The organism is Klebsiella sp. WP4-W18-ESBL-05, assembly GCF_014169075.1.
In the GTDB taxonomy this organism is placed as follows: Bacteria; Pseudomonadota; Gammaproteobacteria; order Enterobacterales; family Enterobacteriaceae; genus Kluyvera; species Kluyvera ascorbata_B.
The window spans coordinates 1,025,052-1,042,308 of the sequence record NZ_AP022057.1 but is presented as its reverse complement, the minus strand read 5'-3'; the positions used below and the strand labels follow the sequence as shown (position 1 = coordinate 1,042,308).

General features: G+C 53.3%; 16 protein-coding genes and 5 pseudogenes. 13 read left to right on the top strand and 8 right to left on the bottom strand.

The window, feature by feature from the left end:
* Positions 1–86 precede the first annotated feature (86 nt).
* The 4 genes from H7R58_RS05005 (at position 87) to H7R58_RS04990 (ending at position 5,546) form a co-directional block, all read left to right on the top strand.
* Positions 87–1,604: a carbohydrate porin gene (locus tag H7R58_RS05005; protein WP_003029587.1), complete on the top strand. Its 1,518-nt coding sequence runs from the start codon at positions 87–89 to the stop codon at positions 1,602–1,604.
* A gap of 137 nt (positions 1,605–1,741) precedes the next feature.
* Positions 1,742–3,112 carry a sucrose-specific PTS transporter subunit IIBC gene (locus tag H7R58_RS05000; RefSeq protein ID WP_000345204.1) on the top strand — a complete coding sequence of 457 codons (1,371 nt, stop codon included), beginning with the start codon at positions 1,742–1,744 and terminating at the stop codon, positions 3,110–3,112.
* A complete protein-coding gene (locus H7R58_RS04995) occupies positions 3,112–4,512 on the top strand; it encodes a sucrose-6-phosphate hydrolase (protein ID WP_003029589.1) in 1,401 nt (466 codons plus the stop codon). The genes H7R58_RS05000 and H7R58_RS04995 overlap by 1 nt, the downstream gene beginning before the upstream one ends.
* Positions 4,513–4,541: 29 nt before the next feature.
* Positions 4,542–5,546, top strand: a complete 1,005-nt coding sequence (locus H7R58_RS04990; protein ID WP_003029591.1) for a LacI family DNA-binding transcriptional regulator — start codon at positions 4,542–4,544, stop codon at positions 5,544–5,546.
* A gap of 165 nt (positions 5,547–5,711) precedes the next feature.
* Here H7R58_RS04990 and H7R58_RS25250 read toward each other — a convergent pair.
* The 7 genes and pseudogenes from H7R58_RS25250 to H7R58_RS04955 all read right to left on the bottom strand — a co-directional run.
* Positions 5,712–5,899, bottom strand: a pseudogene (locus H7R58_RS25250) (DDE-type integrase/transposase/recombinase); the annotation flags it as partial.
* Between the two features lie 80 nt (positions 5,900–5,979).
* A complete protein-coding gene (gene ltrA, locus H7R58_RS04980) occupies positions 5,980–7,488 on the bottom strand; it encodes a group II intron reverse transcriptase/maturase (RefSeq protein WP_001189123.1) in 1,509 nt (502 codons plus the stop codon).
* A 672-nt stretch (positions 7,489–8,160) separates the two neighbouring features.
* A pseudogene (locus H7R58_RS04975) lies at positions 8,161–8,586 on the bottom strand (IS3 family transposase); the annotation flags it as partial.
* A gap of 9 nt (positions 8,587–8,595) precedes the next feature.
* A complete protein-coding gene (locus H7R58_RS04970; protein ID WP_001254932.1) occupies positions 8,596–9,747 on the bottom strand; it encodes an IS30-like element IS30 family transposase in 1,152 nt (383 codons plus the stop codon).
* A 67-nt stretch (positions 9,748–9,814) separates the two neighbouring features.
* A pseudogene (locus H7R58_RS04965) lies at positions 9,815–10,117 on the bottom strand (transposase); the annotation flags it as partial.
* A gap of 20 nt (positions 10,118–10,137) precedes the next feature.
* Positions 10,138–10,455: a hypothetical protein gene (locus H7R58_RS04960; protein ID WP_086550888.1), complete on the bottom strand. Its 318-nt coding sequence runs from the start codon at positions 10,453–10,455 to the stop codon at positions 10,138–10,140.
* A gap of 99 nt (positions 10,456–10,554) precedes the next feature.
* On the bottom strand, positions 10,555–12,237 hold the full coding sequence (locus H7R58_RS04955; RefSeq protein ID WP_103283513.1) for a methyl-accepting chemotaxis protein: 1,683 nt from the start codon (positions 12,235–12,237) through the stop codon (positions 10,555–10,557).
* 179 nt (positions 12,238–12,416) lie between these two features.
* Here H7R58_RS04955 and H7R58_RS04950 point away from each other — a divergent pair, with 179 nt between their 5' ends.
* The 9 genes and pseudogenes from H7R58_RS04950 (at position 12,417) to ykfI (ending at position 16,152) form a co-directional block, all read left to right on the top strand.
* On the top strand, positions 12,417–13,121 hold the full coding sequence (locus H7R58_RS04950) for an IS6-like element IS26 family transposase (RefSeq protein ID WP_001067855.1): 705 nt from the start codon (positions 12,417–12,419) through the stop codon (positions 13,119–13,121).
* Positions 13,122–13,175: 54 nt separating this feature from the next.
* Positions 13,176–13,370, top strand: a pseudogene (locus H7R58_RS04945) (YfjS/YafY family lipoprotein); the annotation flags it as partial.
* 22 nt (positions 13,371–13,392) lie between these two features.
* Positions 13,393–13,860 (top strand): protein YkfB, encoded by a 468-nt coding sequence (gene ykfB, locus H7R58_RS04940; protein ID WP_001547765.1) that lies wholly within the window; start codon positions 13,393–13,395, stop codon positions 13,858–13,860.
* 76 nt (positions 13,861–13,936) lie between these two features.
* Positions 13,937–14,176, top strand: coding sequence for a DUF905 domain-containing protein (locus H7R58_RS04935; RefSeq protein WP_000194654.1), 240 nt, complete (start codon positions 13,937–13,939; stop codon positions 14,174–14,176).
* Between the two features lie 97 nt (positions 14,177–14,273).
* Positions 14,274–14,732, top strand: a complete 459-nt coding sequence (locus H7R58_RS04930) for an antirestriction protein (protein WP_000211838.1) — start codon at positions 14,274–14,276, stop codon at positions 14,730–14,732.
* A 15-nt stretch (positions 14,733–14,747) separates the two neighbouring features.
* The gene (locus H7R58_RS04925; RefSeq protein ID WP_000811693.1) at positions 14,748–15,224 is read left to right on the top strand and encodes a JAB domain-containing protein; all 477 of its coding nucleotides are present in this window, start codon (positions 14,748–14,750) and stop codon (positions 15,222–15,224) included.
* 8 nt (positions 15,225–15,232) lie between these two features.
* The gene (locus H7R58_RS04920; protein WP_008324517.1) at positions 15,233–15,460 is read left to right on the top strand and encodes a DUF987 domain-containing protein; all 228 of its coding nucleotides are present in this window, start codon (positions 15,233–15,235) and stop codon (positions 15,458–15,460) included.
* Between the two features lie 12 nt (positions 15,461–15,472).
* Positions 15,473–15,790: a type IV toxin-antitoxin system YeeU family antitoxin gene (locus H7R58_RS04915; RefSeq protein ID WP_008324516.1), complete on the top strand. Its 318-nt coding sequence runs from the start codon at positions 15,473–15,475 to the stop codon at positions 15,788–15,790.
* A gap of 20 nt (positions 15,791–15,810) precedes the next feature.
* The gene (gene ykfI / locus H7R58_RS04910) at positions 15,811–16,152 is read left to right on the top strand and encodes a type IV toxin-antitoxin system toxin YkfI (protein WP_008324514.1); all 342 of its coding nucleotides are present in this window, start codon (positions 15,811–15,813) and stop codon (positions 16,150–16,152) included.
* Between the two features lie 409 nt (positions 16,153–16,561).
* On the opposite strand, the pseudogene H7R58_RS04905 reads toward ykfI, so the two are convergent.
* A pseudogene (locus tag H7R58_RS04905) lies at positions 16,562–17,251 on the bottom strand (glycoside hydrolase family 1 protein); the annotation flags it as partial.
* Between the last annotated feature and the right edge of the window lie 6 nt (positions 17,252–17,257).

Below are 17,257 nucleotides of genomic sequence, written 5' to 3'. Positions count from 1 at the left end.
ATGTTAAATGTCGTGCTTAACATTGCAACTAAACCGGTTTAGTAAAAACACACAATTTTTTATTTTCCTTTTGGGATGCAATCAATATGTTCAGAAAAAGCACACTCGCGGTTCTTATCGCTTTGCTAACCGGCGCCGCCTCAGCCCATGCACAAACGGATCTCAGCAGTATCGAAGCCCGTTTAATTGCGCTGGAAAAACGCTTACAGGATGCCGAAAACAGAGCGCAAACGGCAGAAACCCGCGCAGAGTCGGCAGAGAAGAAAGTACAGCAGCTCACGACACAGCAACAAAAAACCCAGGACAGCACTCAGGAAGTGGCTCAGCGTACCGCCAAACTGGAGAAAAAAGCCGATGAGAAAAGCGGGTTTGAGTTCCACGGCTACGCCCGCTCCGGCGTGATAATGAATGACTCCGGCGCCAGCACCAAATCCGGAGCCTACATGACGCCAGCAGGGGAAACCGGTGGGGCTATTGGCCGCCTGGGAAACCAGGCCGATACCTATGTTGAAATGAATCTTGAACATAAGCAGACCCTGGATAACGGGGCAACGACCCGCTTCAAAGTCATGGTCGCCGACGGTCAAACCACTTATAACGACTGGACGGCGAGCACCAGTGATTTGAACGTGCGTCAGGCCTTTGTTGAACTGGGCAACTTGCCCACCTTCGACGGGCCGTTTAAAGGCTCCACCCTGTGGGCCGGGAAACGCTTTGACCGGGATAACTTTGACATTCACTGGATCGACTCGGATGTCGTGTTCCTCGCCGGTACCGGCGGCGGTATTTACGATGTCAGGTGGAACGACAGCGTTCGCAGCAACTTCTCTCTTTACGGGCGTAACTTCGGCGATATTGCTGATACCAGCAACAGTGTGCAGAACTACATCGTCAGCATGAACAATTTCATCGGGCCGGTGCAGATGATGGTCAGCGGGATGCGGGCAAAAGACAACGACGAACGCCAGGATACCAACGGTAATCCGGTCAAAGGCGATGCGGCAAATACCGGTGTACATGCGCTGCTCGGGTTGCACAACGACAGTTTTTACGGCCTGCGTGAAGGTGCCAGCAAAACCGCCCTGCTCTACGGTCACGGACTGGGTGCCGAAGTTAAAGGTGTCGGCTCTGACGGCGCGTTACGCTCGGGGGCTAACACCTGGCGCTTCGCCAGCTACGGCACCACGCCACTGAGCAAGAACTGGTTTATCGCCCCGGCGATACTGGCACAAACCAGTAAAGACCGTTATGTCGATGGCGACAGCTACCAGTGGGCAACCCTCAACATGCGTCTGATCCAGGAGATCAATCAAAACTTCGCCCTCGCTTATGAAGGCAGTTACCAGTATATGGATCTCAAACCTGAAGGTTATAACGATCGCCATGCGGTAAACGGCAGCTTCTACAAGCTCACCTTCGCCCCGACCTTTAAGGTTGGCGACATCGGCGATTTCTTCAGCCGTCCTGAAATCCGTCTTTACACCTCGTGGATGGACTGGAGCAAAAAACTCAATAATTACGCCAGCGATGACGCGCTGGGCAGCAGTGGTTTTAAATCGGGCGGCGAATGGTCGTTCGGGATGCAGATGGAAACCTGGTTTTGATGGTTAACACCTGGCGACAGTAACCGCCGGGGCGACAAAATACGTTTCGTCGCCCCGGACACAATAACAACGAAGAGAATGCGCTCCGGCTACCACGGGACGACAACTCGAAAATCAATACGCATTCAGAGGGTACTATGGATTTTGAACAGATTTCCCGCTCGCTACTTCCGCTTCTGGGAGGCAAGGAAAATATCGCCAGCGCCGCGCACTGTGCCACACGCCTGCGCCTGGTGCTGGTCGATGACTCACTGGCCGATCAGCAGGCCATCGGCAAAATTGATGGGGTGAAGGGCTGTTTCCGTAACGCCGGACAGATGCAGATTATCTTCGGCACCGGGGTGGTGAACAAAGTCTACGCCGCCTTTATCCAGGCGGCAGGGATTGGCGAATCCAGCAAATCGGAAGCTGCCGACATTGCGGCGAAAAAACTGAATCCTTTCCAGCGCATTGCCCGCCTGTTGTCGAACATCTTTGTGCCGATCATCCCGGCTATCGTCGCCTCCGGCCTGTTGATGGGCCTTCTGGGGATGGTTAAAACGTACGGCTGGGTCGACCCGGGTAACGCCATCTACATCATGCTGGATATGTGCAGCTCAGCGGCGTTTATTATTCTGCCGATCCTGATTGGCTTCACCGCCGCCCGCGAGTTCGGTGGTAATCCTTATCTTGGCGCGACGCTTGGCGGCATCCTGACTCACCCGGCGCTCACCAACGCCTGGGGTGTGGCCGCCGGTTTCCACACCATGAACTTCTTCGGCCTTGAGATTGCCATGATCGGCTATCAGGGCACGGTGTTCCCGGTGCTGCTGGCGGTGTGGTTTATGAGCATCGTTGAGAAACAGCTGCGTCGCGTGATCCCCGATGCACTGGATCTGATCCTGACGCCGTTCCTGACGGTGATCATTTCCGGTTTTATCGCCCTGCTGATTATCGGCCCGGCTGGTCGCGCGCTTGGCGACGGTATTTCGTTTGTCCTTAGCACCCTGATTACCCACGCCGGTTGGCTGGCCGGACTGCTGTTTGGCGGTCTCTATTCGGTTATCGTCATTACCGGTATTCACCACAGCTTCCACGCCATCGAAGCGGGACTGCTGGGCAACCCATCCATCGGCGTCAACTTCCTGCTGCCGATTTGGGCGATGGCCAACGTCGCTCAGGGCGGTGCTTGTCTGGCGGTGTGGTTCAAAACGAAAGATGCCAAAATCAAAGCCATTACCCTGCCCTCGGCGTTTTCTGCCATGCTCGGCATCACCGAAGCGGCGATTTTTGGTATTAACTTACGCTTTGTAAAACCGTTTATCGCAGCCCTGATTGGCGGCGCGGTGGGCGGCGCGTGGGTGGTATCCATGCATGTTTACATGACCGCGGTGGGCCTGACGGCTATCCCTGGCATGGCTATCGTGCAGGCCAGCTCGCTGCTGAACTACATTATCGGGATGGTTATCGCCTTTGGCGTCGCCTTTGTCGTCTCCCTGGTACTGAAATACAAAACGGACGCTGAATAATGTCACATCCATCACGCCTGCCTGCGATTTTGCAGGCTGTTATGCAGGGCCAGCCGCGCGCGCTGGCCGACAGCCACTATCCCCGCTGGCACCATGCGCCGGTGACCGGGCTGATGAACGATCCCAACGGCTTTATTGAATTTGCCGGACGTTATCACCTGTTTTATCAGTGGAACCCGCTCGCCTGCGATCATAAGTTCAAGTGCTGGGGGCACTGGAGCTCTGCCGACCTGCTGCACTGGCAACATGAGCCGATCGCGCTCATGCCGGATGAAGAGTATGACCGCAACGGCTGCTACTCCGGAAGCGCCGTGGATAGTCAGGGCACGCTCACCCTGTGCTATACCGGCAACGTAAAATTTGACGACGGCAGCCGAACCGCGTGGCAGTGCCTGGCGACGGAAAATGCCGACGGCACGTTTACCAAACTCGGCCCGGTATTACCGCTGCCGGAGGGCTATACCGGCCACGTGCGTGACCCGAAAGTCTGGCAGCACGAAGGTCGCTGGTACATGGTGCTGGGCGCACAGGATTTGCAAAAGCGTGGCAAGGTGTTGTTATTCAGCTCAGCGGACCTTCATGAGTGGACGAGTCAGGGCGAAATCGCCGGTTATGGCATCAATGGCCTGGACGACGCGGGCTATATGTGGGAATGCCCGGACCTGTTTGCCCTCGGCGACCAGCATGTCCTGATTTGCTGCCCGCAGGGCGTGCCTCGTGAGAAAGAGCGCTATCTCAACACCTACCCGGCAGTGTGGATGAGCGGCGATTTCGACTACCACCGCGCGGCCTTCGAGCATGGCGAACTGCACGAATTGGACGCAGGGTTTGAGTTCTACGCCCCGCAAACCATGCTTACCAGTGATGGCCGCCGTCTGCTGGTCGGCTGGATGGGCGTGCCGGAGGGCGAAGAGATGCTTCAACCGACCCTCACCAACGGCTGGATCCATCAGATGACCTGCCTGCGTGAGCTGGAGTTTATCGATGGTCAGCTATACCAACGTCCTCTACGAGAGCTGAGCGCCCTGCGCGGCGAAGCGCACGGCTGGGCAGGGAACTCCCTGCCGCTGGCACCGATGGAAATCGTTCTACAAACCACTGGGGACGATATTTTGAGCCTCGATTTTGACGGCGCATTAATCCTTGAACGCGATGCCAGCGGGATCCGCCTGGCCCGACCCAGTCTGGCCAGCGATGAGAAGCATTATCGTTACTGGCGCGGAGACGTCCGCTCGCTGCATATTTTCATCGACCAGTCTAGCGTGGAGATTTTCATCAACGGCGGCGAAGGAGTGATGAGCTGCCGCTACTTCCCGGCCTGTTCAGGGCAGCTAATGTTCTCTGGCATCACACCGGACGCATTCTGCTACTGGCCGCTGCGAACTTGCATGGTAGAATAAGCGTTTTGCCTCAAGCTCATGGCGTCGTAATGAAAACTAAACGCGTAACCATTAAAGATATCGCCGAACAGGCTGGCGTCTCAAAAGCGACCGCCAGCCTAGTACTGAACGGTCGTGGTAAGGAGCTGCGTGTGGCGCAGGAAACGCGTGAGCGAGTACTGGCGATTGCCCGTGAGCAGCACTATCAGCCAAGCATTCACGCCCGCTCGCTGCGCGACAACCGCAGCCACACCATCGGACTGGTGGTGCCGGAGATCACCAACCACGGCTTTGCGGTCTTTTCACATGAGCTGGAAATGCTGTGCCGCGAAGCAGGCGTCCAGCTATTGATCTCTTGTACTGATGAAAACCCCGGTCAGGAGAGCGTGGTGGTCAATAACATGATTTCCCGCCAGGTTGACGGTCTGATCGTCGCTTCATGTATGCACAACGATGCCGACTATCTTAAGCTCAGCCAACAACTGCCAGTAGTGCTGTTTGACCGTTGTCCTAATGAAAGCCTGCTGCCGCTGGTGATGACTGATTCGATTACCCCAACGGCGGAACTGATTTCCCGCATTGCACCTAAGCATAGCGATGAGTTCTGGTTTTTAGGCGGTCAGTCGCGTCTGTCGCCTTCACGCGATCGTCTGACCGGCTTCACGCAGGGTTTGGCTCAGGCGGGTATTGCACTGCGCCCGGAATGGGTGATTAACGGTAACTACCACCCGAGCTCAGGCTATGAGATGTTCGCCGCACTCTGCGCGCGACTTGGGCGGCCGCCTAAGGCGCTGTTCACTGCCGCCTGTGGACTGCTCGAAGGGGTACTGCGCTATATGAGCCAGCACCATTTACTCGACTCAGATATCCATCTGACGAGCTTTGACGATCACTATCTTTATGATTCGCTGTCGCTGCGTATCGATACCGTACAGCAGGATAACCGCCAGTTGGCCTGGCACTGCTATGATCTGATAAGCCAATTGATCGAGGGCGATACGCCCGAAACGCTACAACGCTACCTGCCCGCAACGCTGCAGTTTAGGCATCAGTAATAACTGAGCATTTTTGAATACCCTACAGAGGTGAAATCTGGTGCGAATCCAACAATCAAAAATCAATATTTGTAGTGATGTGATGCGGAAAGGTCTTCACTGCATCAGTAATCACACCAATCGGGTTAAACGGCAAACTGAGTGGTGGTAAAGACTGACACCGGCATTATTACTGTCACTGTGGAACATCACTCCGGCGGGTTTACCGCAAGCTTCCCACGCAATTTCCAGCGCTTTGATGTCAGCTTGCTGTCCGGTGAGAATGACATTGCCCAACCCTCAGGTTTCCTTGCGAACAGATCGAGAACAACAGCAAGGTAAGCCCAACGCTTGCCTGTCCAGAGTAGAGTAAGAGGCAGGGCGTAGTCGGACTATTTCCCTGCCTCTCCTCCCCGAACCGGACGTGCACCTTTCAGCGCATCCGGCTCTCCATTTAAATGCTGGCGAACGCCATTGCCACTTCTGTAAAGCGCGATGTATACGTGTTTCTGGTCTCCGTCCTCAGATAGGGATTACCTTCGGGTAGCCGCCAGCGGAACAGCTTCTTGCCTTGCCCCACCAACCGGTACAGTATTTCGCCGCTGAGCTTGCCGTGATTGGTTTTACCAAATAAAACCCACGTTTTGCTCTGACCCGGTTTCGGTGATTTACACCACCACCTCATCAGGGAAGCGATACCTGTACGGTATTTGCGGGCCAGCCAGTGAGCCAGCTTCCAGAACACGACACGGTCGATATAACTGAAGACTTTGGCCTTAAAATCAACGAACTGATAGAACATGGCCCAGCCTTTCAGTTTTCGGTTGAGTTGTTCAGCCATATCGACTTTGCTTTCACTGTAGTTGCCTGATAACAGTGCTGTCAGCGATGCGGCGAAGTTTCTGGCTTTCTCCTGCGGGATCGTTGAGACCACTCGCATCTCGCCATAACGACTGCGTTTGCGAATGATCCTGTGCCCCAGAAAGATAAAGCCGTCATTAACATGGGTGATTTTAGTCTTATCCATGTTCAGCCTGAGTTTCAGACTGCCTTCGAGCACACCCCGACACTCCTCCCTGATGGCTTCCGCCTGTGCTTTGGTGCCTTTGACGATGAGGACAAAATCATCGGCATAGCGGCAGTACGCCACCGCGGGTTTCCACTGCCAGTTTTCTCTGACCGCCGTACTTCGGCCCCGTTGGATACTGTTATTCCAGTACCACCGATCTTTTCTGGCTTTCCCGCTCAGGTAGCGCTCATGCAGGTATTGATCGAACTCATTCAGCATGATGTTCGATAATAGCGGCGATATAACACCGCCCTGTGGCACACCTTCACTGGCCGCCCGAAAGAGACCGACATCGATATGTCCCGCCTTGATGGTTTTCCACAGCAGAGTCATGAAACGTGCGTCACTGATCCTGCGGCGTACAGCCTTCATCAGCAGTCGATGATGTACGGTGTCGAAGTAACTGGACAGGTCGCCTTCAATCACCCAGCGTCCCCGGGTTTCACCACAGTCTGTGAGCTGTAATTTCACCGTGCGGATCGCGTGGTGGACACTGCGCTCAGGCCGGAAGCCATATGAGAGCGTATGAAAATCACTCTCCCATATCGGCTCCATCGCCATCAGCATGGCCCGCTGAACAATACGATCCCGCAACGCGGGGATACCCAGTGGTCGCAGTTTGCCGTTGCTTTTAGGGATGTAAACCCGTCTGGCGGGCAAGGGCTGGTAGTGGCCTGAGAGTAATTCATCCCTGAGGATTTGCAGCTCAACAGCCAGTCTGGCCTGTAGCATTGTTTTGTTCACGCCATCAACGCCGGGGGTATGGGCCCCCTTTGATGAAAGCGTGATCCGCGCCGCTTCAGCCAGCCATTCTGGTTGTGTTATCAGACGCAGCAGCCGTTGAATCCGTAGGGACGGATCGGTGACTGCCCATGTGGCAAGCTTGCGTTGCATTTCGCTGATTATCAAAGGTCTTCACCTCGTTAGGTCAGTTAATTCACGTCGCAAACACATTCAAACTGCTTCCCTTCGCCATGTAATGGGCTTTCCCCATCGCGGACTACTACGGAAGCTCCGCCAGCCAGCGCGTCATCGGAGCCATGCCCCCTTAACATCCGTCGCTGACCTTCCCCGGTTTACCTGCCTGGACTCAGGCATACTGAGGAGGCTGCCCGTCGCACTCTTTATCCTTGCTTGCCGCAAGTTGGCAGAGGTCAGCAACGCAAGCGTGATAGACGCTGCTGCCCCGGTGTTTCGCATACATGTCAAAACACCTTCGACCGGCAGTGCTTACGTATCACTGCCAGTTCCTCCTGCACGGCCTGTCAGATCACGTAGGCCGTGGTGACGTTTTCAACCCACAGAGGCGGATTAACGGGTTCATGTTCTTCAGCCTTTCAGTACTTAACCTTGAGGATCATCTCGGCTTAGTGATCTCGCCTCAATCCCCGTTGTCAGCGGGTTACATCACCCTGCGGGCATGCCGCAGGTCACTGCCGCTCAGGTTCTCCACCGTCACACCCGGTGGGATTGTTGGGTTTCTCATCGTGAGTTACCGGTTCAATATTCCAGACAGACTCGCGGTTCATTTAAGCATCCATGCCCGCCCTGAACTCCGGGCACACTATAGGTCACATCACCGCACCACACCTGATTTGGCTCGGTCACGGCGAACTGCCGTTCAAGGTAGTTAGGGATAGCAACATGTTCATGACCACCACGTTTATACCGGTGAGTCGGCTGCTGACAGCTGACCAGCCCCAGCTCTTTCATGAGCCTGCCAGCAAGCCAGCGTCCCATCTGGTAGCCTCTCCGGGTTGCCATTGTGGCAATGCTTCTTCCTCCGGCCGAACCGTGGCTGATGCCATGTAGCTCAAGTACCTGACTGCGTAATACAGCCCGTCTGCCGTCTGGTTTTTCAGGACGGTTTTTCCAGTATCTGTAGCTGCTGCGATGAACCCCGAACACATGGCAGAGTGTGGCCACAGGATAATGCGCTCTGAGTTTCCCGATTATCGAGAACTGTTCAGGGAGTCTGACATCAAGAGCGCGGTTGTAGATTCAATCTGTCAATGCAACACCCCTTTCAATTATCTCTTTCGGTGTTTTGAACTTCAGTGTCTTTCTCGGTCTGTTGTTTAGCTGAGCAGCAACCAGATCTAGTTCATGTTGAGTATATTGGGCAAGACATGTCTTTTTAGGAAAGTACTGCCGAATTAGCCCATTTGTGTTCTCATTTGTTCCCCGCTGCCAAGGACTCTGAGGATCGCAGAAGTAAACTTTAACGCCGGTGCTGACAGTAAATTCTAGATGTCTGGCCAGTTCCATTCCTCTGTCCCATGTCAGTGATTTTCTGAGTTCTGACGGTAAACTCAGGAATTTGTCGGTAAGAGCCTGATTTACTGAGACAGAATCTTTGCCCCTGAGTCTAAGGATGATCGTATAACGTGATTTTCGGTCTACAAGTGTGGCTATATGAGAGTTTTTTGTACCTGAGACTAAATCGCCCTCCCAATGCCCCAGAGAGCGTCTGTTATCGATATTTCGGGAACGTTCGTGAATTGGTGTTCCGTTCACTATGTTAATCGTACCTCTTTCGCCTTTGCGGGTATGACGCCTGCCATGGCGAAGGCTATGCGACCGTCGCAGATGCTGTATATTCAGGTGGTGTAGCGCTTCACGGCTACGAAAGTACAGCGTTTTATAAATTGTCTCAGGTGATATTCGCAGCGTTTTTTGACGTGGTTTTGTTCGCCTTAACCATCCTGATATTTGCTCTGGAGACCATTTCATCTCCAGCTTTTCCAGAACAAGCTTTCGCAATGGTAAATTTTGATCCAGTAAGCACGGTTTTGGCCTTTTCGCCATTCTGTTGGCTCGGTTATTAGCATCAACAGCTTTGTAATAGCGTCTGCCCCGATTACGCTGAACTTCACGTGAGATCGTCGAAGGACTGCGATTCAGCGCAGTAGCTATCGCACGAATGCTCATTTTGGCTGACAAACCAGCTCGTATCTCCTCGCGCTCAGACAGTGTCAGGTGAGCTACAGCCCGCTTACGCTCATGGGGTTTTATGCCGCCAGTATCCCTTAACATAGTGAAGATCGTTCCGGGTTTTGAACCCAGGATATTCGCTATTTCACTGAAGCCTGTTCCGTTCTTCCATAGTTCAAAAACAGAGGCTTTTTCCTCTGCTGTAAATGTTCGTCTCATTCAAAAAACCTCCGCAACCCCATGTTTTCACATAACTGTTGCGTTGACCAATTGAATCTACAGTAGCCTTTTTTAATATCGTATTTTGCTCCTCCAGACGGCGAACCTGCTTTTCCAGCTCGCGGATACGTTGCTGGTCTGGAGTAATGGGTGTGGCAGAGGGCGTAATCCCCTGGCGCTCTCTCCTGAGCTGGCGTACCCAGCTCTCAAGCGTAGTAGAACCCACATTCATCGCTTCACTGGCCTGTCGATATGAGTAGCCCTTATCAACAATCAGCTGTGCACATTCCAGCCTGAACTCAGGGGTGAAACTACGTTTGGTTTTCTTGTTCATTAAGTCACCTGTTTTGTGTTGAGGTGAGAATATCACCTTTAATCAGGTGGCCAAATTTACTGTGCCACTACAAGCCACCTTATATTCACCAGCAGGTTTTTCATCAGTGAAATGGCGCGTCCCACAGAGAGAATTTCAATAAACAGGTTAAGGTCGTTTTGTTTCAGGTAGTTCAGGAAGTCTGGCTCACTGAGACTTTCCCCTGCCTCCTCGTAAAAGCAGGCAATCGCTTCCATGTTATTCATGTAGGTGCTGATTGCGGCGTACTCGTGTCCTTCCATCTGTTCAAGGATGACCCTGACAGACTGCATCCGGTCGGTCAGTTTCGCATGTATGTCTGCATATTTAGCCTGACGGGGATTTATTTCACTCATTATTACTGTCGCCTGTAAATAACCGGCACAGTGCGAACACCATGCCGGGAGATTATGGCTGACAAAACGGGAACGACAGGATCCCGCTGTTGTCGGGGGTCAGAAGGTTTCCCAGTTCTCGCTGGCGTGTTGTTCCGTTTCACGAACGGACTTTACCGCTTTAACCTTACTCTGCGGGCTGGTGTTGCTGATTGTCGGTACTATGGTATTTTTTCGTTCAGCATCGCGTTTTTTATTATCACGGAGACGAAATACGCTCACCTTCTCCTGCAGAATCCGTGACTGATTCTGCAACGAAGCGGCAGTGGCTGCAGACTGTTCCACCAGAGCTGCATTTTGTTGGGTGGTGCTGTCTATCTGGCCCATGGCGCTGTTAATCTGGGCAATACCATCTCCCTGCTCACGACTGGCCTTGGCTATTTCCTCAATCAGCCCTTCCATGCTCTGGACGTTACTGATGATATCCTCCATTTCCCTGTCTGCTTTTTCAACCAGGGTACGGCCGGATGCAATGCGGGAAACGGAGTCATCAATGAGCTCTTTTATTTCCCGCGCGGCAGAAGCACTGCGCTGAGCCAGATTACGAACCTCTCCGGCCACAACCGCAAATCCACGGCCGGACTCGCCGGCGCGTGCGGCTTCCACGGCAGCATTAAGCGCGAGAATGTTGGTCTGGAAGGCAATCCCGTCGATGACCTGGATGATGGCTGTCATTTCAGACGAGGTGTCGTAAATCTCCTGCATCCGGGAAGACACCTCACTCATGACCACTCCATTCTGTTTCACAATGGCCGTTGTTTCTGTCACAAACTGGTAAACCTGTGCTGTATTGCCGGCAGTATTGTTTATGGTGGCCGTCAGTTGTTCCAGAGTGGCCGCCGTCTGTTCCACACCGGCAGCCTGCTCTTCGGTGCGGGCTGACAGGTCTGTATTACCACTGCTGATTTCTGCTGCAGTCAGCGCAATATTGTCCGCTCCCTGACGTACTTCCCGGACGGTGTTACTCAGACTCCCGCACATATCACGCAGTGCCTGCATCAGTTGCCCCAGCTGGTCCTGTGAGTCCACTTTAATCTCCACACACAGGTTACCTTCCGCCACTTCCCGGGCAATCCGGACGGCTGAAATCAACGGACTGGTAATGCTTCTGGTGATCAGCCATGCCAGCACACCTCCCAGAAGAAGCGCCATACACCCAGTGATGATCAGTGTCAGTATGGCTGCCGTACCATTATCAGCGATAACTTCACCCGCTTTATCTATGCTTGTTTTTTCGTATTCCACCAGTGCCTGCAGACTGGCCATGTAGTCATTTATGATCGGTAATTGCTGTGACCGAATGAAGCGGTTCAGGGCTTCACGGTCCCCCTGCTCACTGATCTGAAGAGCTTTTACCAGGGTATCTGCATACACCTGACGCTTTTCACCAATGGTTTTCAGCAGCTTAATACCCTGCTCTGAAGTAAGCTCCCTGTTAAATTTATCCTGCAGTATATCCACGCGAGCACGGGTTTTCTCTATCCGCTGCTGTGCATATGTCCTGATATCCGGGTCCCCCGACGTCAGCAGAACCAGTCCAAGCGCACCGTTTGATTCAATACCGGTCTGCCATTCATTCGCCATACGCTCCTGCAGAAGATAATTATTCATCACGCGTTCGGTGGAAGTGAGCATAGAGTTCAGGTACCCCACTCCGGTCACTGTCATGATCATGATAAGAACCAGAATTAGGCTGAAGCTGCCAGCCAGCCTGATACCCACACTAAAGTCTTTGATTTTCATTTTATTACCCGTGAATGAAGCTGGTTATTTCGGACCCCGGTGTCCCTGACAAATAACTGGTGCCTCCAGACTTATTTATGAGGAATCATATTTTGATTAACGAGATCTGTTATCGGGGCACTGTTGCAAATAGTCGGTGGTGATAAACTTATCATCCCCTTTTGCTGATGGAGCTGCACATGAACCCATTCAAAGGCCGGCATTTTCAGCGTGACATCATTCTGTGGGCCGTACGCTGGTACTGCAAATACGGCATCAGTTACCGTGAGCTGCAGGAGATGCTGGCTGAACGCGGAGTGAATGTCGATCACTCCACGATTTACCGCTGGGTTCAGCGTTATGCGCCTGAAATGGAAAAACGGCTGCGCTGGTACTGGCGTAACCCTTCCGATCTTTGCCCGTGGCACATGGATGAAACCTACGTGAAGGTCAATGGCCGCTGGGCGTATCTGTACCGGGCCGTCGACAGCCGGGGCCGCACTGTCGATTTTTATCTCTCCTCCCGTCGTAACAGCAAAGCTGCATACCGGTTTCTGGGTAAAATCCTCAACAACGTGAAGAAGTGGCAGATCCCGCGATTCATCAACACGGATAAAGCGCCCGCCTATGGTCGCGCGCTTGCTCTGCTCAAACGCGAAGGCCGGTGCCCGTCTGACGTTGAACACCGACAGATTAAGTACCGGAACAACGTGATTGAATGCGATCATGGCAAACTGAAACGGATAATCGGCGCCACGCTGGGATTTAAATCCATGAAGACGGCTTACGCCACCATCAAAGGTATTGAGGTGATGCGTGCACTACGCAAAGGCCAGGCCTCAGCATTTTATTATGGTGATCCCCTGGGCGAAATGCGCCTGGTAAGCAGAGTTTTTGAAATGTAAGGCCTTTGAATAAGACAAAAGGCTGCCTCATCGCTAACTTTGCAACAGTGCCGTTACTACTACCTCGTGGATATGCAGGAAAAAACCGTCCAGCCACTGATGAATGCGCTGTGTATTGCCGATAACATCAAACTGGAATACCAGGAGGTGACGGACCCGTATACCAAAGAAAAATACTTTGAGTACGCCCATGACGGCAAACTGATGGGGCGACTGCTGATACCCTCAAACCCTGAGAACCAGGAATAAAACAACGACAAAGGAGACAAGAATGACAATACTTTCACTAAGTCGGTTTATGCTGGCGGGTGTACTGCTCGCGAGCTTTAATGCCTCTGCTATCCCGGGGTTCTGGCAGCAGGGTTACGGTCAGGGCAATACGGAATACAGCGTGACCGAAGCCAGCGGAAAGACGTTTACCATCAACTGCACAGGGAACCCGGACCAGAATGGTTTCTATCAGCATTCAGTCTTTCTTACCCTTGCCGATGACAAGATGGTCAGTTCGCACGATGACGACACTACTATCACCGTAGTGATGGATCACCAGCAGTACATTATTCCGTCCAGCCTGGGCTGGCGTAACGGCGATAACGCCTGGTTTGACTTCATCAGCAATATCTCTGAGGCCGGGCAGTTCGACGTCTACGTCAATGACCACAAAGCAGGGACCTTCACTGCGGACCGGAAGAACGCTGAGAAAGTTCTGTCCACTCTCGGAGACTGCAGCAACGACTGATAGTAGTATCTTCCCCAGCAAATCCACCCCGACAGCTAGCAGGCTGCCGGGGTTTTCTTTTATCAGGAGCCCGAAAATGACCCAATCCGTGTTGCTGCCACCGGGGCCTTTCACCCGGAGACAAGCGCAAGCGGTCACTACCACGTACAGCAATATCACACTCGAAGACGACCAGGGCAGTCACTTCCGTCTGGTGGTTCGTGATACTGAAGGCCGGATGGTCTGGCGGGCATGGAACTTTGAGCCGGATGCCGGTGAAGGTCTTAACCGCTATATCCGCACCTCAGGCATCCGTACAGACACGGCCACCCGCTGATCGCGAAGCATTTACCCGCATTCACCTCCCCGAACACACTTTATATCCCCATACGCCAGCCATCGCCGCTGGCGTTTTTATTGACGGAGACATACCCATGACAACACAGACGCAGCACGACCTCGCACCCGCTAACCAACCCGAATTTGAACTGACCGTCACGCCGGTCCCCGATGAACAGCGTATCGATTTCTGGCCACAGTACTTTGGCGCTATCCCGCAGTGGCTACTCCTGGAGCCGCATATCTTCGCCTGGATGGACCGCTTCTGTGAGGGCTACAGCGGTGGTATCTGGTCGTTCTACACCCTCAGCAATGGCGGCGCATTTATGTCCCCCGAGCCTGACAACGATGAGACATGGCGTCTGTTTAACTGCCTGAACGGTAACGATGCCCAAATGAGTGCAGAAGCAGCAGGTATTGCTGTCTGCCTGATTGCGTATAGCCACCATGCCTGCCGTACAGAATGTGACGCGATGACCGCACACTATTACCGCCTGCGGGAGTATGCCATGCAACATCCAGAGGCTCACGCCATTCTGCGTATTATCGACTGACCGAAGGAGCAACAGATGAAACAGCTTTCCTTTTTACCCGGCGAGATGACGCCACAGGACCGGCGTCTCATTCAGCGAGCGCTCAGGGCTCTGGACCGCCACCTGCATGAGCCCGGCGTAGCCTTCACCTCTACCCACGCCGTACGTGAATGGCTGCGACTGCATATGGCCGCGCTTGAGCGGGAAGAGTTCCGGGTGTTGTATCTGGACAACCAGAATCAGTTGATTGCCCATGAAACGCTCTTCACCGGCACGATTAACCGCACCGAGGTGCATCCCCGGGAGGTGGTCAAACGTGCTCTGCACTTCAACGCGGCGGCGGTGATACTCGCGCATAACCATCCTTCCGGCGAGACGACACCTAGCCAGGCCGACAAAACCCTCACGCAGCGACTGGTTCAGGTGCTTCAGCTGGTGGATATCCGTGTCCCTGACCATCTGATTGTCGGTGGCAGGCAAATCTATTCGTTCGCAGAACACGGTCTGTTGTGAGGTATGACATGAAAATTATCAGTAAACGCCGGGCAATGACGATATACCGCCAGCATCCTGAGTCCCGGATCTTTCGCTACTGCACCGGCAAATACCAGTGGCACGGTAGCGTCTGTCATTACACCGGCAGGGACGTTCCGGATATCGCCGGAGTCCTCGCGGTATACGCCGAACGCCGCCAGGACCGCAATGGGCCCTATACCTGCCTGATGAGCATCACCCTGAACTGGCAATAGTGGAGAACTGTAATGAGCAACCCTACCAGGGGCCTGCAGCGGGCTATCACGCCGCGCCTGGGAGCCCGTCTGGTGCAGGAGGGTAACCGACTGCACTATCTGGCTGACAGGGCCAGCATCACCGGCAGGTTCAGTGACACCGAATGCCGGAAGCTGGATGAAACATGCCCGCACTTTATCCGCCATATGGAGTCGATGCTAACCACCGGTGAACTCAGTCCCCAACACGCCCACTGCGTCACCCTGTACCACAACGGTTTCACCTGCGAAGCCGATACTCTTGGCAGTTGCGGCTACGTATACATCGCCATTTACCCCACTCAGAGTTAATTACCTTCACGAGAGTAAACATGAAAACTTTACCTGCAACAACTCAGCGGGCGGCGAAGCCCTGCCTGTCACCCGTGGCTGTCTGGCAAATGTTACTGACACGTCTGCTGGAACAGCACTATGGTCTGACAATAAACGACACGCCATTCTGCAATGAGGCTGTGATTAAGGAACACATCGATGCCGGTATCACCCTAGCCGATGCCGTGAATTTTCTGGTGGAAAAATACGAACTGGTGCGTATCGACAGGAAGGGATTTAACTGGCAGGAACAATCCCCTTATCTCCGGGCTGTAGACATTCTGCGAGCACGGCAGGCAACTGGCTTGTTGCGGCAAAGCCGTAACAACGTAGTACGATGAACATTGCGTACAACCTTCCCGATTTACATTTCTGAACTTCCTCCCTTGTTTACCTATTGCGTAATGCGCCTGCTACTACCCGGCAGGCGCGTTATCTTTTTACGGACAAACAATCATGCAACCAGAAGTTGAAGTATTAACCGATCATAATGAGCTAATTTGTTCGAGCTTTATTGAACACATTGCCAACACATTAAATTTAGGAGTAGTGTACAACTAAACCTGCAGCCAAGGATGTATAGTGAGCGAAGCCCTATCAGGCCTTTTTGGTCAGTAGATAAGATTGATCTTCGTTGATAGAATTTACTTACACCAGCTGTTACATTAAGATAATTTTTTGGTGGGAGAATGATAAGATCTTACGTAACAATTTGATTTTAATGGTGCCGATAATAGGAGTCGAACCTACGACCTTCGCATTACGAATGCAGCCAACCGTTCCCCGATAGCCTTTCTCACGGAACAGCTGCACCACTTTCGCCGTCGCCAGCACCTTATGGTGGTTCCACTGCATCCATTTGCCGGTGTTCTGCTCATACGGCCAGCGCAGCGCGTCCAGGTAGACGCGGGTCTGCACCACAATCGGCTCGTTAAAGGTGAACCAGCGCGCCACCTTATGGTGGTAGCGGGCGAACACCTGCTCAACGTAGCGCACGTACAGTTCGACTACCTTTTTCGCGCCCCAGCCGCCGTACTGCTCCAACAGGTATCCCGGCAGCTCGTAGTGCTCAAGGCAGATCATCGGTTCGATGCCGTTGGCCAGCAGTTCGTCAAATAGCTGGTCGTAATAGGCGGCATACTCTTCGTCTACCGTGACGGCCTCGTAGTCGGTCAAAAAACGCGACCAGTTGATCGAGGTGCGATAATGGGTGAGCCCCGCCAGCTTCATCAATTGGACATCTTCACGAAAGCGGTTGATAAAGTCAGTGGCGATTGCCGGACCATAGCCGTTGTGCCAGACATGGCGATCGTTCTTGTACCAGAGATCGGGCCAGGAATCCTGCCCCGCTTTCTTTCCACTCCAGCCTTCCGTCTGCCAGGCCGAAGCCGCGGCCCCGAGGATAAAATCATCGGGGATAGTCATCCGTTGTGTACTCATAGCGTC

Bases quoted from the DNA above. Each gene is read 5' to 3' on its own strand.
- H7R58_RS05005 (WP_003029587.1), top strand. From the start codon at position 87: ATGTTCAGAAAAAGCACACTCGCGGTTCTTATCGCTTTGCTAACCGGC.
- H7R58_RS05000 (WP_000345204.1), top strand. From the start codon at position 1,742: ATGGATTTTGAACAGATTTCCCGCTCGCTACTTCCGCTTCTGGGAGGC.
- H7R58_RS04995 (WP_003029589.1), top strand. From the start codon at position 3,112: ATGTCACATCCATCACGCCTGCCTGCGATTTTGCAGGCTGTTATGCAG.
- H7R58_RS04990 (WP_003029591.1), top strand. From the start codon at position 4,542: ATGAAAACTAAACGCGTAACCATTAAAGATATCGCCGAACAGGCTGGC.
- ltrA (WP_001189123.1), bottom strand. From the start codon at position 7,488: ATGCAACGCAAGCTTGCCACATGGGCAGTCACCGATCCGTCCCTACGG.
- H7R58_RS04970 (WP_001254932.1), bottom strand. From the start codon at position 9,747: ATGAGACGAACATTTACAGCAGAGGAAAAAGCCTCTGTTTTTGAACTA.
- H7R58_RS04960 (WP_086550888.1), bottom strand. From the start codon at position 10,455: ATGAGTGAAATAAATCCCCGTCAGGCTAAATATGCAGACATACATGCG.
- H7R58_RS04955 (WP_103283513.1), bottom strand. From the start codon at position 12,237: ATGAAAATCAAAGACTTTAGTGTGGGTATCAGGCTGGCTGGCAGCTTC.
- H7R58_RS04950 (WP_001067855.1), top strand. From the start codon at position 12,417: ATGAACCCATTCAAAGGCCGGCATTTTCAGCGTGACATCATTCTGTGG.
- ykfB (WP_001547765.1), top strand. From the start codon at position 13,393: ATGACAATACTTTCACTAAGTCGGTTTATGCTGGCGGGTGTACTGCTC.
- H7R58_RS04935 (WP_000194654.1), top strand. From the start codon at position 13,937: ATGACCCAATCCGTGTTGCTGCCACCGGGGCCTTTCACCCGGAGACAA.
- H7R58_RS04930 (WP_000211838.1), top strand. From the start codon at position 14,274: ATGACAACACAGACGCAGCACGACCTCGCACCCGCTAACCAACCCGAA.
- H7R58_RS04925 (WP_000811693.1), top strand. From the start codon at position 14,748: ATGAAACAGCTTTCCTTTTTACCCGGCGAGATGACGCCACAGGACCGG.
- H7R58_RS04920 (WP_008324517.1), top strand. From the start codon at position 15,233: ATGAAAATTATCAGTAAACGCCGGGCAATGACGATATACCGCCAGCAT.
- H7R58_RS04915 (WP_008324516.1), top strand. From the start codon at position 15,473: ATGAGCAACCCTACCAGGGGCCTGCAGCGGGCTATCACGCCGCGCCTG.
- ykfI (WP_008324514.1), top strand. From the start codon at position 15,811: ATGAAAACTTTACCTGCAACAACTCAGCGGGCGGCGAAGCCCTGCCTG.